Annotated in this window: 15 protein-coding genes; 9 read left to right on the forward strand and 6 right to left on the reverse strand. The window is 66.7% G+C overall.

Going from position 1 to position 14154, the window contains the following annotated elements:
• Positions 1-585: aldo/keto reductase (locus QOC69_RS03825; protein ID WP_526436529.1), on the forward strand; the 585-nt coding region annotated here is incomplete at its 5' end.
• Between the two features lie 70 nt (positions 586-655).
• Here QOC69_RS03825 and QOC69_RS03830 read toward each other — a convergent pair.
• Positions 656-2206: an acetolactate synthase large subunit gene (locus QOC69_RS03830; protein WP_526436555.1), complete on the reverse strand. Its 1551-nt coding sequence runs from the start codon at positions 2204-2206 to the stop codon at positions 656-658.
• Between the two features lie 82 nt (positions 2207-2288).
• Positions 2289-3407 (reverse strand): nitronate monooxygenase, encoded by a 1119-nt coding sequence (locus QOC69_RS03835; RefSeq protein ID WP_526436531.1) that lies wholly within the window; start codon positions 3405-3407, stop codon positions 2289-2291.
• 134 nt (positions 3408-3541) lie between these two features.
• On the opposite strand from QOC69_RS03835, the gene QOC69_RS03840 reads away from it, so the two are divergent.
• From QOC69_RS03840 to QOC69_RS03850, 3 genes are all read left to right on the forward strand, one after another.
• Positions 3542-3949 (forward strand): nuclear transport factor 2 family protein, encoded by a 408-nt coding sequence (locus QOC69_RS03840; protein ID WP_526436533.1) that lies wholly within the window; start codon positions 3542-3544, stop codon positions 3947-3949.
• A gap of 4 nt (positions 3950-3953) precedes the next feature.
• The gene (locus QOC69_RS03845; RefSeq protein WP_526436535.1) at positions 3954-4781 is read left to right on the forward strand and encodes a fumarylacetoacetate hydrolase family protein; all 828 of its coding nucleotides are present in this window, start codon (positions 3954-3956) and stop codon (positions 4779-4781) included.
• A gap of 62 nt (positions 4782-4843) precedes the next feature.
• Positions 4844-6850 (forward strand): flavin-containing monooxygenase, encoded by a 2007-nt coding sequence (locus tag QOC69_RS03850; RefSeq protein ID WP_526436537.1) that lies wholly within the window; start codon positions 4844-4846, stop codon positions 6848-6850.
• 15 nt (positions 6851-6865) lie between these two features.
• On the opposite strand, the gene QOC69_RS03855 is transcribed toward QOC69_RS03850, so the two are convergent.
• Positions 6866-7402, reverse strand: a complete 537-nt coding sequence (locus QOC69_RS03855; protein ID WP_526436539.1) for a carboxymuconolactone decarboxylase family protein — start codon at positions 7400-7402, stop codon at positions 6866-6868.
• 114 nt (positions 7403-7516) lie between these two features.
• On the opposite strand from QOC69_RS03855, the gene QOC69_RS03860 reads away from it, so the two are divergent.
• The 3 genes from QOC69_RS03860 (at position 7517) to QOC69_RS03870 (ending at position 9667) form a co-directional block, all read left to right on the forward strand.
• A complete protein-coding gene (locus QOC69_RS03860) occupies positions 7517-8143 on the forward strand; it encodes a VOC family protein (protein ID WP_526436541.1) in 627 nt (208 codons plus the stop codon).
• A 58-nt stretch (positions 8144-8201) separates the two neighbouring features.
• Entirely contained in the window at positions 8202-8876 is a 675-nt protein-coding gene (locus tag QOC69_RS03865) for a TetR/AcrR family transcriptional regulator (protein WP_526436557.1), read from the forward strand.
• Positions 8877-9019: 143 nt separating this feature from the next.
• On the forward strand, positions 9020-9667 hold the full coding sequence (locus QOC69_RS03870; RefSeq protein WP_526436543.1) for a YceI family protein: 648 nt from the start codon (positions 9020-9022) through the stop codon (positions 9665-9667).
• Between the two features lie 179 nt (positions 9668-9846).
• Here the strand turns inward: QOC69_RS03870 and QOC69_RS03875 are convergent, their stop codons facing one another.
• A complete protein-coding gene (locus tag QOC69_RS03875; protein WP_526436545.1) occupies positions 9847-10896 on the reverse strand; it encodes a phosphotransferase family protein in 1050 nt (349 codons plus the stop codon).
• Positions 10897-10987: 91 nt separating this feature from the next.
• On the opposite strand from QOC69_RS03875, the gene QOC69_RS03880 reads away from it, so the two are divergent.
• Positions 10988-12034, forward strand: a complete 1047-nt coding sequence (locus QOC69_RS03880) for a TIGR03857 family LLM class F420-dependent oxidoreductase (protein ID WP_526436547.1) — start codon at positions 10988-10990, stop codon at positions 12032-12034.
• Between the two features lie 25 nt (positions 12035-12059).
• A complete protein-coding gene (locus tag QOC69_RS03885; protein WP_526436549.1) occupies positions 12060-12695 on the forward strand; it encodes a TetR/AcrR family transcriptional regulator in 636 nt (211 codons plus the stop codon).
• A 65-nt stretch (positions 12696-12760) separates the two neighbouring features.
• Here QOC69_RS03885 and QOC69_RS03890 read toward each other — a convergent pair whose 3' ends face one another.
• Together QOC69_RS03890 and QOC69_RS03895 are read right to left on the reverse strand one after the other, a co-directional pair.
• Positions 12761-13117, reverse strand: a complete 357-nt coding sequence (locus QOC69_RS03890) for an SDR family NAD(P)-dependent oxidoreductase (RefSeq protein WP_526436551.1) — start codon at positions 13115-13117, stop codon at positions 12761-12763.
• A gap of 216 nt (positions 13118-13333) precedes the next feature.
• Positions 13334-14154: acyl-CoA dehydrogenase family protein (locus QOC69_RS03895; RefSeq protein WP_526436553.1), on the reverse strand; the 821-nt coding region annotated here is incomplete at its 5' end.

Below are 14154 nucleotides of genomic sequence, written 5' to 3' on the forward strand. Positions count from 1 at the left end.
GGCAAGGTGATCGAGATCGCGTGCTCCAACTTCGCGTCCAGCCAGATCGACGAAGCGGCGAAGGCGTCTGCGAGCACGGGTACGGCGCGGTTCGTGGCGGTGGAGAACGAACTCAGCTTGCTTCGGCGGGAGACCTCCGGTGCGCACGCCAGCACTCTCGAAGCGCGACCCGCCCGCGGTGCCGAATTGATCGCCACGGCCGAGCGCAACGATATGGCGGTACTCCCGTACTTCCCACTGGCGAGTGGCATGCTCACCGGCAAATATCGACGGGGCGTCGAACCGCCCTCCGGCACCCGGATGGGCTCGGCGCCGGAGGAGCGCAGGGCCGCAATGTTCCAGGCCTACCGCGACTCGGTGCTCAACGAGAAGAACTTCGACATCGTTGAGGCGCTCGAGGCGTTCGCCGCCGAGCGTGGGCACACGCTGGTCGAACTGGCGATGTCGTGGCTGGCCTGTCTGCCCAAGGTGGCGACGGTGATCGCCGGGGCGACGTCGGCCGCGCAGGTGAAGTCCAACGCTACTGCCGCCGGCTGGGTTCTGACCGACGCCGATATGGCCGAGGTCGATCGGATCACGCTGTAGCAGGCGTCGAGTGGCCGACCTCGTTGTCGCTGTTGGGGGTTCAGGCGATGTTTGGATTCTTTGACGCGGGTCAGAGGATCGAGGGGACCATCGCTTCGATGACGGTGGGACCCGGGGTGGCGAGCGCGCGGCCGAGCTGGTCGACGAATTCATCGGCCGTCGTCGCCCGAGTGGCGTCGACACCGAGGCCCTTGGCCATGGCCGTGAAGTCCATGTCGGGGCGGGACAGGTCGAGCATGTCCTTGGCCCTCGGGCCGCCGGCCTCGGCACCGACCCGGCTCAGCTCCATGTTGAGTATCGCGTAGGACCGGTTGTTGAACAGGATTGTGGTGACGTTGAGGCTTTCGCGGGCCATCGTCCACCACGACTGCATGGTGTAGAGCGCGCTGCCGTCGGACTCGAGCGCGATCACCTTGCGGTCGGGGCACGCGACGGCCGCGCCGACCGCCACCGGGAGCCCTTGGCCGATGGCCCCGCCGGTGAGGCACAGCCAGTCATGCGGAGGGGAGCCCGCGGAGTATCCCGCTGCCGACAGCCCCGAGGTGTTGCCCTCGTCGGAGACGATCGCACCCTCGGGCATCAGCGCTCCGAGCGCGGCGCAGACGGCGTCGGCGGTGAGCGCACCGGTCGGCAGCTCGGGCGCGGTTGCTTGTTGCACGGGCGCGGTCGATGCCCCGACGCGTTCGGCGAGCATGGCCAGCGCGGTGGCGAGGTCGCCGTCGGGCGCGGCGAGCACGTGGACGCGGCAGCCCTGGGGCACCAGGTCGCTGGCCTTGCCCGGGTAGGCGAAGAACGAGACCGGTGCTCTGGCGTCGACGAGCACGATGTGGCGCAGGCCGTCGAGCTGCATCGCCGCCAGCTCGGCGAGGTAGGCGAGGCGGTCGATCGGCGCCCGCCCGGCGCCACGCTCGAGCCGCGCGGGGAACGTCTCACACAGCAGCTTGGCGCCGGTAGCGGCGGCGATGCCCGACGCCTGGGCCAGCAGCTCGGCTCGGCACGCCCGTCCGCCCACGAAGACGCAGGCGGGCTCACCCGATTGCAGCGCGGCGGCGATCTCGGTGATCGCCGCGTCGTCGGGCGGCTCGCGCCGCGCAGGAGCGGGCAGCCGACCGGCCACGCCGCCCTCCGACCACGACACGTCGGCCGGCAGCACGAGCGTGGCCACCTGTCCCGGCGGGCCGCTGGCCACCGAGACGGCCTCGGCCGCGTCGGCGCCGACCTCGCCGGGCTTGGCCGACCAGCGGATGAACGTCGACACGTTTCGCGCCACGGTCTCGATGTCGGACTCGAGCTGGGCGTCGAACTGCTTGTGGTAGGTGGCGTGGTCGCCGACGATGTTGACGATCGGCGTGCGGGCCTTGCGGGCGTTGTGCAAGTTGGCCAGGCCGTTGCCCAACCCGGGCCCGAGGTGCAGCACCGTGGCGGCCGGGCGCCCGGCCATTCGACCGTAGCCGTCGGCAGCGCCGGTGGCGACACCCTCGAAGAGCGCGAGCACGCTGCGCATCTCGGGCACGGCATCGAGGGCGGCGACGAAGTGCATTTCCGACGTGCCCGGGTTCATGAAGCACGTGTCGACGCCGCAGTCGACGAGCGTGCGGATCAGGGCTTGGCCACCGTTCATGTTTCGCGTCATGTGTCGTCCTCGTCGAAGATGGTGCCGCCGAGCGCCTGCCCGGGGGGAAGATGTCGTGGCGCTCGCAGCGCTACTCCGGCAGCGAGTTACTCAGTCGCTCCGTGGCGGCGAGGTAGTCCTCGATGAACGCGATCACCACGTCGCGGGCCGGCATCTCCTTGTTCATCAAGCCGACGCCCTGCCCGACCCAGTATGTGGCCAACGCCTGCGCGCCCGGATGACCTTTGGCGGCCAACGCGTCGATGCGGCGCAGCGCGGGCTCGCTGATCATTGACTGCAACGGCAGTGGCAGCGGCTGCTTACCGCCGTCGTGGGGCTGCCAGGCATCGGTCCATTCCGACACCAGTTGCCGGGACGGCTTTCCGGTGCGACCCGCGGAACGGATGGTGTCGCGTGAGGTCGCGGCGAGCATCCTTTCGACGGTGTGCGGCGCGGTCTCGGCTTCCTCGGTGGTGAGCCACACCGAGCCCGTCCAGGCACCGGCCGCACCCATCGCGACCGCGGCGGCCATCTGCCTGCCGGTGACGATGCCGCCGGCGGCGAGCACCGGGATGGCGTCGTCGATGGCCTCCAGAACTTCGGGAATCAGGACCATGGTGGTGACCTCGCCGCAGTGCCCGCCGGCTTCGGTGCCCTGGGCGACGAGCAGGTCCACGCCGGCGTTGACCTGCTTGACGGCGTGCTCCTTGGCTCCGACCAGCGCGGCGACCGGGATGCCACGCTCCTTTCCCGCCTCGATCATGTAGTCCGGCGGCACGCCGAGCGCGTTGGCGATCAACTTGATGGGGTGGCTCATCGCCACCTCCAGCAGCGCGCGGCCGGTGTCACCGGTCAGCGCCGGTGCGCCGACCCGCGCCGTCTGCTCGGTGTCGATGTCGTGGCGGGCCAGTAGTTCGGCGACGAAGCGTCGATAGTCGTCGGGGATCCGCTCGGCCAGCTGGTCGCGGGACAGTTTCTCGCCCTTGCCCTCGAACTTCCCCGGCACGATGATGTCGGCGCCGTACGGCTTGCCGTGCACGTGCTCGTCGATCCAGGACAGCTCCTGCTCGAGCTGATCCGGGGTGTACGCGACCGCGCCGAGCACGCCGAATCCGCCGGCATTCGTCACCGCCGCAACGACATCGCGGCAATGACTGAACGCGAAGAGCGGGAAATCGATACCGAACTTCTCACAGATGGCCGGCTTCATAGCGGGAGCCCTTGGCCGATCGCGCGGTGTCGTGTCATGTGGTCCTCCGTCGAAGGTGGTGGCGGTGCCCAGTGAGTGATGATTATGCAAGTAACTGTTGACTGCAAGTTACTGGCGCACGTAGGTTGACTTGCATGTTAGTTGAACCATCCGAGCGCAAGGAAATCGAGCAGCTCCTCAGCGAGACCTTCGCGTGGGTTGACCATGGCGAAGCCGATCGGGTGCCGAAGCTGTGCGCCGAAGGGTTCGCGCTGCACGGGCCGGGGATCGACCTTGACCTGGAGCAGTTCCAGAAGATGATGAGCGTTCGGGTTGCGGCACCGTATGAGACGCGGCATCAGTGGAGCAACCTGCGGGTCCTCGATGTCGATGGCGATGCCGTAGACATCGCGTTCGTGATGTGCGTTCATCGCCGAGACGAAGGCGCGGAGGTCACCACGCGCACCATCGCCGACTTCGCCGACCGCTGGGCACGGACGCCGGATGGCTGGCGCCTCGCGTCCCGCACGATCACACCCGTCCTCGACGCGCCGCCGGCCTAGCCCCGTGCAGCTCTTTCAGACCACTTTGGGTGCGGCCCGCCGCGACGGCGACGAGTTGGTCGTCCTTGACGGGACGGCCGACGTCCTCGCGTGGGCGATGTCCGACGACATCTCCGGCGCACCGGGCAAGGAGCGAGTCGCCTTGTCCGACGCGGTGCTGCTCGCCCCGACGGTGCCGGCGCAGATCGTAATCGTCGGGCTCAACTATCGCTCGCATGTCGCGGAGATCGGTCAGCCGGTCCCCGAGGCGATGATGTTCTTCGTCAGCGATCGCGTCGAGGCCGCCGCGGGACCGGAGACTCCGATCGTGCTGCCTGCCGAGGCGCCGGGCCAAGTGGACTACGAGGGCGACGTCGCCATCGTCATCGGTCGCGAGGCCCGCGACGTCGATCCGGCGTTGGCCTGGACCTTCATCGCCGGAGTCACGGCGGCCAACGATGTGAGCGCCCGGGACGTGCAGATGGCGGGGTTGGCCAACGGGGACTACACGACCGCCAAGACCTTCCCGTCGTTCAAGCCGCTGGGTCCGGGGCTGATCACCGGTGACCAGGCGCGCGGGACGTTGTCGATCACGACGACGGTCAACGGCGAGGTGCGGCAGGAAGCAGACACCGACGAACTGATCTTCGCCATACCCGAGATCGTCGCCACCGTCTCCCAGTCCGTCGCACTGCACCCCGGCGACGTGATTCTCACCGGGTCACCTGCCGGCGTCGGATTCGTTCAGGCGCAGTTCCTTTCGGCCGGCGACGTCGTCGAAGTCACCGTCGGCGCTCTACCCCCACTGCGGAACGAAGTCGCCGCCGCGCCGGCCTGCGAGCAGCGTCCATGACCGTCGGCCAACCGACCTCGCCCGCGGCACCTGAACGCGAACAGGACAGGAGCGGCGCACAGATGACCGAACGGCCAGAATTGCTCGAGGCCACCGATGAGATGATCGAGGACGCGGTGAAGTACGCCGATCCCATGGTGTTACGCGGTCTCATCTACCAACTCACGGGCGATGAGAGCCTGCAACGCACCGAAGTCGCGTCAGTACAGTTCGGCTTCCTCGAAGCGCAGATGCCGGCCAGTCGGGCGGCGGTGGCGCTGATTCAGTCCAAGGCTGCCGAGTTCTTGAAGGCCTACCGTGACCGTGGGGCCGGCGACATCTCCGTCGGCCCACAGACGCGTCTGCAACGCAGCCTGGGTCTGGCCGCCGGAGCCGACATACCCGACACCGAAATCGACATGTGGCTCGAACAGCTGGCTTTGGACCCGTGGGCGCGGGGTCACGTCTGGCACGAGCAGCGGCCCTCCCCAGAACGCCTCCAACAGTTCACGGTCGCGGTTATCGGCGCCGGTATGGGCGGGCTCAATGCCGCCGTCCAGTTGAAGCACGCGGGAATTCCGTTCACCCTTCTCGAGAAGAACTCAGGGGTGGGGGGGACGTGGTACGAGAACCGCTATCCCGGCGCCCGGGTCGATTCACCCAGCCGCGCCTATACCCATATTTACGGCGTCGACTTCGCACTTCCAGGCGCCTTCTCCGATCAGTCGGCCAACGAGAAGTACTTCAACTGGGTCGCTGATCACTTCGACGTCCGCAAGCACATCGAGTTCGACACCGAGGTCACCTCGCTGATCTGGAACGACGACGACGCGGTCTGGGAGATCGGCGCGACAGGTCCTGATGGAGTCCGCCGATGGCGAGCGAACGCGGTGATCAGCGCGGTGGGATTCCTCTCGCGCCCCAACGTTCCCGCCATCGAGGGTCTCGACGAATTCGCCGGCGCCACCTTCCACACCGCCCGCTGGCCTGAGCGAGCCGACCTCACCGGCAAGCACGTCGCGGTGATCGGAACAGGATGCACCGGCTACCAACTGGTGCCCGAACTGGCCAAGTCCACCGGCCACATGTATGTCTTCCAACGCACGCCCAGCTGGTGTTTCGCGGTTCCCGGATACCTGGCCACCTTCCCGCCGCAGGTGAGCTGGCTGGACCGCAACATGCCGTTCCACACCAACTTCATGCGCTTCCGGTCCAGCTGGCCCTTCGGGCCACAAGGCATGATGCGCGCATTCGAGATCGATCCCGCGTTCGACGATCCGCACACCAGGAGCGAGTGGAACCACCGGCTGCGTGAGGGCCGCCTCGAGTTTCTGCGTAAGAAGTTCGCCGATCGCCCTGAACTCCTCGACAAAATGCTGCCCGGCGCGCCACCAATGTCATCGCGACCGGTGCTGATCGACGACAAGAACAGCATCTACGACGCAGTACTCAGACCCGACGTCACGCTGGTGACGGATCCGATCCGACGCATCACGCCGACTGCGATCGAGGTCGACGGCGACGGCACGTACCCGGTCGATGCCATCGTCTTGGCGACGGGCTTCAAAGCGAACGACTTCCTGTGGCCCATGGAGGTGCGCGGACGCGGCGGCAGGCGTGTCGAGGAGCTGTGGGAGAAGGATGGTGCTCGCGCCTACCTAGGAACGATGCTGCCGGGGTTTCCCAATTTCTTCATGCTCTACGGGCCGAACACCAACGCCACCGGGGGTCTCGGAATCGTCGATGTCGAGGAGATCGTGACTAGATTCATCCTCGGGTGCCTCGCACACCTGGCCGCGGACGAGCACCGGTCCGTGGTGGAGGTGACCATGGACGCGTACCGGCGATACAACGACGAACTGGATCGCGTGGAGGCCACCAAGATGTATACCGACCCCCGCGCGCAGAACTACTTCAAGAACGAGCACGGGCGGTCAGCCGGCAACCTTCCGTTCGACATTCGGAAGATGTGGCGGTGGCTCCGCAACCCGGCCGATGCCCGTGCTCCTTCTGAGCGGCAGGCCGCTGGTGAGACCGCGACCGACTGCGCCGTCGTGCCACAGTTCGGCCACGACCTCGTGGTGGGTTGAACGCGCGGTCCGGCGTCAGAAGCCGGGTTCGAGCTCGACGCCGAAGGAGTTCAGGCTAAAGGCGACCACGTGGTACTGGCCCACCAGGACCGGGAGCTCGATCAGCTGCTTCTCGTCGTAGCGAGCCGCGAGCGCGGCCCATGTCGTGTCGCTGATCTGGCTGTCGTGGTGGAGCTCGTCGGCCGCGGTCAGCAGGAGAGCGTCGTCGAGGCTCCAGCTCTCGTCGGTCGGGCCGTCGCGGACGTGCTCGATCTCCTCGCCGGTGAGGCCCGCCTGTTTGCCGATCACGACGTGGTGGGCCCACTCGTAGTCGGCATGGCAGTTCGAGGCGGTGCGCAGGATGAGCAGCTCGCGATCACGATGGGGGAGGAGCGAACCGTAGAGCAGCCCACCGGAGAGCGGCGCCCACAGGCGGAACAGCTGGGGGTGGCGCAGGAGCGTGGTTACGACGTTGCTCGCCCCGGTCCCGTCACGGTTGATCCTGTCGAGGAGATCGGCGTGCTCCGCCTCGAGCTGGTCGGCAGGCATGGGTGGGATGCGCGGTCCGGGCATTGCTCGGAGGGTACAAGCAACTGGGCATTGCAAGCAACTTGCGTAACACTGTAACTTGCATCTATCGGGCACTTTCGCCCGACGCCCTAATGGCCATCCACCCGAGGAGTCTCCATGGCTAGGACCTTGCCGACCGCGCCGGTCGCGCCCTACAAGCTGGCCCACGCGGTGCTGCGCACCGCCCATCTGGACGACACGATCCGCCATTACCAGCTGCTGCTCAATGCCCGCATGGTCTTCGACCAGCGCCCCTACGGGGCCGCGATCACCTATGACGAGGAGCACCACCGCCTTGCGTTCGTCGCCGTACCCGAGCTGGCCGAAAAGAGGGCGGGCGAGGACATCCGCGTCGCCGACGCCACCGGCACCGTCGGGGTGGACGTCGCCATCGCCCCGGGCCTCGAGCACCTCGCGTTCGTCTTCGAGTCGCTTGGCGGGCTCCTCGGCATGTACGTGCGGGCCAAGGCCGCGGGCTTCAAGCCGGTGTACTGCATGAACCACGGTGCAACGGTAAGCATCTACTACGCCGATCCTGACGGCCACAAGAACGAGATGATGGTCGAGACGATGCCGATGGAGCTGGCCGACGAGTGGATCCACAGCCCGGAGTTCGCCGCCAATCCGGTCGGCTGGCCCTTCGACCCGGAGGAGCTGCTGGCCGGCTACCAGGCCGGAGCACCGCTCGCCGAGCTGATGACGATTGGTCGCGACCAGTACGCGACCGGCACTTCCGGAACTTGACCCCCGCGGGTTAGCGCCGCAAAGCGATCGGCTCGCCGAAGTCGGAAGCGACTCGACTATGCGAGGGACTAACATTTACAAGTCCCCTTTGAGGCGGGAGCCCGCAGTGTCCGAGAAAGCCTACGTCGGCCCGCCGCTGGGTCGGCGTGACCGAAAGCGCCTCGAGACGCGAAATGGCCTGGCGGCCGTCGCGCTCGAGCTCTTTGCCGAACGGGGTTTCGACGCCGTCACCGTGAACGACATCGCGGATCGCGCCGATGTCGACCCCTCGACCTTCTACCGCCACTTCGGCTCCAAGGAGGCGGTGATCTTCTCGGACCTCGGCGACTGGACCGGCCGCCTCGGTGACGCCGTGCGCGCCCAGCCGGCCGAGCTGCCCCTGCTTGAGACGATGCGCATGGGCATCAAGGACCTCGCGGCGAATTTGATGGTCGACATCGACAACGAGCGCCACCGCGCCGAGCTCACCAAGTCTTCCCACAGCGTCCGGGCCCAAGGGCTCGCCGTTCGCGAGGCACTGATCGGCGAGGTGGCTCTGGCCATCGCCGACCGTATGGCTGTTAACCCAGCACGTGACAGCCGACCGTACCTGCTCGCCGCCTCCTGCATCCTCGCCGCCAACTGGTATCGCAATTACGTGGTGCAGACCGGCGACGTGCCCAGCTCCGCCGAAGAGGCCGTTGATCGCATCATCGACCTCGTCCAAAGTTTCGTCGCCGAGCTCACCGGGTAAAATGCGAGCGACACTGTATTGCTAGTGACTGGCGTTATGCTGTAATTTGTATATATCGGGAGACGCTTGCCCGAGGCCATCAGGAGTCCGGGCTGCCAACGGTCGCCTCTCGGCCACTGCCACCATCGAGGAGCGTTCCAGCCATGACCACCGCATCAACCACTGGCGTCTCGCTGCCTTTGATCCCCGGCCGGTGGGCGGTCGACCCCCACCACTCGTTCGTCGGGTTCGCTATCCGGCACCTCGGCGTGTCCAAGGTGCGGGGTCGCTTCAACCGCTTCGACGCCGAGATTGTCATCGGCGACACACTCGACACGACCACCCTCACCGCAACCGTCGACGTCGCATCGATCGACACGGCCAACGCCGACCGCGACAAGAACGTGTTGTCACCTGCCCTCTTCGATGTCGCCAAGCGTCCGACCATGGTGTTCCGCTCCACTCGGGTCACCGGTGCAGGCTCGGAGTACCGGGTCGACGGCGAGCTGACGATCGGCGAGGTCACCCGTCCGACCGTCCTCGGCGTCGAGTTCGGCGGCATCGAGAGCGTCCCGGGCGGTCCCCGCCACGCCGGCTTCGCGGCCACGATGGAGGTCCGCCGCAAAGACTTCGGCATCGATGTCCAGCTCCCGCCCGGGGTTAGTGCCGTCATGCTCGGCGAGGTGGTGAAGGTCGAGCTCGACCTCGAGCTGCTCGAGCCGGCCGCGCCGAGCAAGAAGTCTCCGATGGATGTGGTTGCGTGGGTAGAGCACCCCGAGCTGCGCGACCGTGCTGCACCTCCGCCGACGTGAGTTCCTCGCGAGGACGAGCACCGCGCGTGCGTACGTTGTCGTCATGAGTCCGCGATCGGCATCGGCACACGATGGCGACGAGTTCGCCGTCGGCGATCACGCCAGCAGTGTGAAGACGAGGTGCTGCGCCCTGCTCCAGGTATCGAAGCTGAAGGCATCGACCACCGGCCGGGCCGGCTTCATGACGCCAGCGCCGTGGCCTCGCCGTCGACTGCTGCGGCCGCCCATCGTTCGATGAGCGTGAGGACGAGATCTCGCCCTCGCTCACCGAGCGTGGGCCAGCCGAGGATTGCGCCCAGCGGGAACACCACCAGGAGGGCAGTGGCCCGCAGATACTGGTCCCACGCGGTGTCGTCATCGATGACGAGCCCGGCGGAGCCGAGTGCGCGGACGTAGCGGCCGACCAACTCGCGGTCACGCCCGCGACGGACGGTCGAGTCCAGGCCCTGCGAGAGTAGGTAGGCGACGTCGTAGACGCCGCTGGCCCGCGTGCAGAACTGAAAATCCACGACGGCTACGTCATTGCCGGCGAAGAACAGGTTGTCGACCCGCAGGTCGCCGTGGACGAGGCAGGCCGGAGCTGTCAGTGAAGCCGCCAGCCCGTGGGTCAGATCGGGCAGGCGTTCAACCAATAGGTCGACGGCAGGTGGGTGGTCATGTCTGCGGTTGGCGAGATAGATCTCCCACCCGAGCGGGACGACGGCGCCGAGTTGCCCGACTTGGTCGACCACTGCGGGGAAGAGCGCTGGATCCAAGGGTGGACGGTTGGGCGACGCTCCCCAGGCGTGGAATTCGGCAAGGCGATCGATCACCAGGCCGGCCCGGCCGAGTTGCAGGCCCTCGAGATGGTCGGGCGCTTCGAGGAGACGCAGATCTTCGAGCAAGAGCACCATGGCCCCGGACTCCTCGAACTCCGCGTAGTACGCATGGGGTGTGCGCAGCGGGCAGGACCTCGCCAGGTCCCGGTAGAACACGACCTCGCGCTCGTACACGTTGGCGCCCTGGGCCGTGGCCCGGTACAGCGCGGACGTCGCAGGAATTTTGAGGATGAGGCTGTCGGGCCCGTCGCCCTGCAGACGTAGGCGAAATAGGTCGGACAGGAAGCCAGTGCCGACTGCGATCTGCTCGGTGGCGACCCCCGTCACAATGCCCTCAGCTGCGATCGCACCATCGGCCCGCAGCACTGCAGTCAACCAGTCGGGTGTCACCTCCGCAATCGAAATCGGCATCGACGCAGATGAACTCCCGACCACCGGACCCATGCGTGCGACCGTACCGTCTTTATTTGCCTTCACGCAACTATCTGCATAGGCTGACGGGATGCAGGAGCTACTGCCCGAACTTGGCTTCTATGGCTTGGCTGGGGCGCCGGAGTGGCCCCGTGCCCTCATCGACGAGGTTCGCGACGCGGAGGATCTCGGACTCGGCGCTGTATTCATCTCCGAGCGGTTCGACCTCAAGGAGGCGGTGACCCTGTCGGGCGCCGCCGCTGCGGTCTCCAGTCGTCTGCGCATCATCACCGCGGCCACCAACCACAACACTCGCCATCCGATCGTGACCGCCTCCTACGCCACGACGATGCATCGCATGACCGGGGGGCGCTTCACGCTTGGCCTCGGTCGCGGCATCCCACTCCTTCTTGACGCCATGGGGCTGTCCCGCATCACCACGGCCCAGCTCGAGGACTTCGTCGGCCTGATGCGCCGCCTGTGGAAGGGGGAGGCGATCATCGGCCACAACGGCCCAGCCGGGTCCTATCCGTTACTGCATCTCGATCCGGGCTTCGACGAGACCATCCCACTGGGCCTGGTGGCGTTCGGTCCCAACTCGCTCGCCCTCGGCGGCCGATTGTTCGACGACGTCATCTTGCACACCTACTTCACCGATGAGACCTTGGCTCGCTGCGTCGGGATCGTGAAGGACGCGGCCGCCCATGCCGGTCGCGACCCCGCCGACGTGCGGGTGTGGTCCTGTTACGCCACGATCGGCGATCACATCCCCGAGCCGCTCCGGCTCAAGAAGTCCGTCGGGCGGCTCGCCACCTACCTGCAGGCCTACGGCGACCTGCTCGTCGAAACCAACGGCTGGGACCCGGCGGCACTGGCCCGCTTCCGCGCCGACCCGCTCGTCGCTGGCTTCAGCACTTCGATCGACGGGCACGCCACGACCGAGCAGCTCGAGCACGTCGCCACACTCATCCCCGGGGAGTGGCTCGCGGCCGCGGCTACGGGCACACCCCAGGCGTGCGCCCGCGCCATCCGCCGCCAGCGCGCCCTCGGTGCCGACGCCGTGATCCTCCACGGCGCCGCGCCCAGCGAACTGGCCCCGGTCGTCACCGCCTACCGGCAGGGCCAAACCAGCCCGTAGCGGATCGGGCGAGCAGAATCGTGGAATGCCCGCCTCGTTCCAACGGCCGACGCAAGCCGAGCGGGTCGACCAGTCCACCCATCGCCTGCTCGAAGCGGCTGCCCAGCTCGTCGCCGAGCAGGGTTACCACCGGACCACCGCAGCGCAGATCGCCGAGCGGGCCGGCTACAGCCGGGAGATGGTCCGAGTGCGCTTCGGCTCGAAGGCCGGACTCATCGCCGACATCCTCACCAGTGATTACCAGCACCGGCTCATCAGTGCTCCGGCGCCGTCGGACGCCACTGGGCTCGCTCGACTGCGCGCGTCAGCGCACGCACTCAAGGAGCTCGCCGACGAATCGTCCGTGTTCCTGCGAGCGGTCTTCGTCCTGAATCTCGAAGCCGGCACCTCGATCCCCGAGCTCCAGCCTCGCATCGCAGCGTGGCTACGGGACGTCGAACGCAACTTCCGGGCGCACGTCGCCGAAGGCATCGCTGACGGCTCCATCCGGCCCACAGTCCGGCCCGAGACGAAGGCCAGGGAGCTCCTGGCACTCACCATCGGCTCGGCCTACCTGTTCGTGCTGGACGGGGACCAAACCGACCCCAGCCGACTCCTCCAGGCGGCACTCGACGACATCGAGGCGTCAAAGTCAACACAATCGACGGTCGCTGATGATTGACTCCGGGCTTCGACCCGGCGTGACCGGAACGAACGGTCGATCGCTGACTGTCACCTTCGTGATGGCTACTCGCGCAACATCAATCCGCCGTCGACGGAGAGAATCTGGCCGGTAATCCAGCTCGATTCGTCAGACAGCAGGAAAGCGAGCGTCGATGCGAGATCTTGGGGCTGACCCAGCCGCGGCAGGCACATTCGGTCCAACATTGACTGGTTGTATCCCTGCGGCGTGGTAGTCATGCCCTTGCCGCTGAGGACTTTGCCGGGCGCCACGGCATTGCACCGCACGTTCTTGTGGCCCCACGCTCGCGCGGTGTGGCGCGTGAGGCTGTGTGGGTGTTTAGGTGTGGCCGAGTCGACGGTCGTGAAACTCTCGACCACGGCTTGTTCGAGTGCAGTACGCAGATCTAGAGGAACAGTCACCCAAACAATTATTACCGCTATAGACTAGTAAATACAAGTGACTAGCATAATTAGAAGTTGGCCGCATGAGCTAGTCGCCAACAACGCGGGTCGCACACGGTCCTGCTCGGCCTCAGTTGTACAACTTCGTTCTCAAGGGCTGGGTCGACCACATCATCGAGCCTGTGGCGTCATCAGCACGAAGTGAGCGCTCGCGGAGGTGATCGTGCGTGGATATTAGGCGCCTCGGAGAAGAATCGCATCGGCGATGTCTTGGTACAGGCGCCGCTCGCCGGCCAAGTAGGACTGTAGGGACATGGCTCGTTTATAAAGTCGGTGGGCGGTGTGATCCCAGGTCATGCCGAGACCGCCGGTGATTTGGATCGTCGTCTCGCAGGTGTGAACGGCCGCGGCGGTCGCGGCAACCTTCGCGGCGGCGCACGCAGCCGCGCGGTCGTTGTCGGCCGTCTGCAGGCTGTGTATCGCCCAGTATGTAAGTGACCGAGCGAGTTCGAGTTCGGCGTATGCATCGACCAGCCGGTGCGATACCGCTTGGTAGGCGCCGATGGGCTTTCCGAATTGACTCCGCTCGCGCGCGTGAGTCAATCCTAGATCGAGCGCCGACCGTCCGACGCCGAGGGCCTCGGCGGCGGTCAGCGCATACGCCCGATGTTCCATGGAGGCGACAATGTCCGCGACATCCGCCGACGGGATCAGCGGGAGTGCTGATGCGGCAGCCAATTCGATGTCGGCGAGCGGTCTGGAACCGTCCAGGGTCGAGTGCGGGTACACACGGACGTCGGACGCGTCGACGTAAACCATCTGCGGGCCATCATGATCGTGCGCGACGATCACGAATCCGCTGACCTTGGCGGCGTCGACGACGAGCGTCTTGCCGCCCGTGATCGTCGCGTCGGTGACGACTGTCAAGCCTGCGGACAATGCGTCGGTAAGGCCGAATCCGCGCCCTTTCTCTGCCCACGCGAGGGTCAACCGTGTTTCTCGGACCGCGCCGTGTTGTCGCAGGAGTGATTCGACACCGGGCGGCGTCGCGACAA

It is taken from the genome of Mycobacterium sp. (assembly GCF_032162105.1).
Taxonomy (GTDB): Bacteria; Actinomycetota; Actinomycetes; order Mycobacteriales; family Mycobacteriaceae; genus Mycobacterium.

Excerpts from the sequence above, each read along its gene's own strand:
- QOC69_RS03830 (WP_526436555.1), bottom strand. The coding sequence starts at position 2,206 with ATGAACGGTGGCCAAGCCCTGATCCGCACGCTCGTCGACTGCGGCGTC.
- QOC69_RS03885 (WP_526436549.1), top strand. The coding sequence starts at position 12,060 with ATGCCCGCCTCGTTCCAACGGCCGACGCAAGCCGAGCGGGTCGACCAG.
- QOC69_RS03850 (WP_526436537.1), top strand. The coding sequence starts at position 4,844 with ATGACCGAACGGCCAGAATTGCTCGAGGCCACCGATGAGATGATCGAG.
- QOC69_RS03880 (WP_526436547.1), top strand. The coding sequence starts at position 10,988 with ATGCAGGAGCTACTGCCCGAACTTGGCTTCTATGGCTTGGCTGGGGCG.
- QOC69_RS03875 (WP_526436545.1), bottom strand. The coding sequence starts at position 10,896 with ATGCCGATTTCGATTGCGGAGGTGACACCCGACTGGTTGACTGCAGTG.
- QOC69_RS03840 (WP_526436533.1), top strand. The coding sequence starts at position 3,542 with ATGTTAGTTGAACCATCCGAGCGCAAGGAAATCGAGCAGCTCCTCAGC.
- QOC69_RS03865 (WP_526436557.1), top strand. The coding sequence starts at position 8,202 with ATGCGAGGGACTAACATTTACAAGTCCCCTTTGAGGCGGGAGCCCGCA.
- QOC69_RS03855 (WP_526436539.1), bottom strand. The coding sequence starts at position 7,402 with ATGCCCGGACCGCGCATCCCACCCATGCCTGCCGACCAGCTCGAGGCG.
- QOC69_RS03835 (WP_526436531.1), bottom strand. The coding sequence starts at position 3,407 with ATGAAGCCGGCCATCTGTGAGAAGTTCGGTATCGATTTCCCGCTCTTC.
- QOC69_RS03870 (WP_526436543.1), top strand. The coding sequence starts at position 9,020 with ATGACCACCGCATCAACCACTGGCGTCTCGCTGCCTTTGATCCCCGGC.
- QOC69_RS03860 (WP_526436541.1), top strand. The coding sequence starts at position 7,517 with ATGGCTAGGACCTTGCCGACCGCGCCGGTCGCGCCCTACAAGCTGGCC.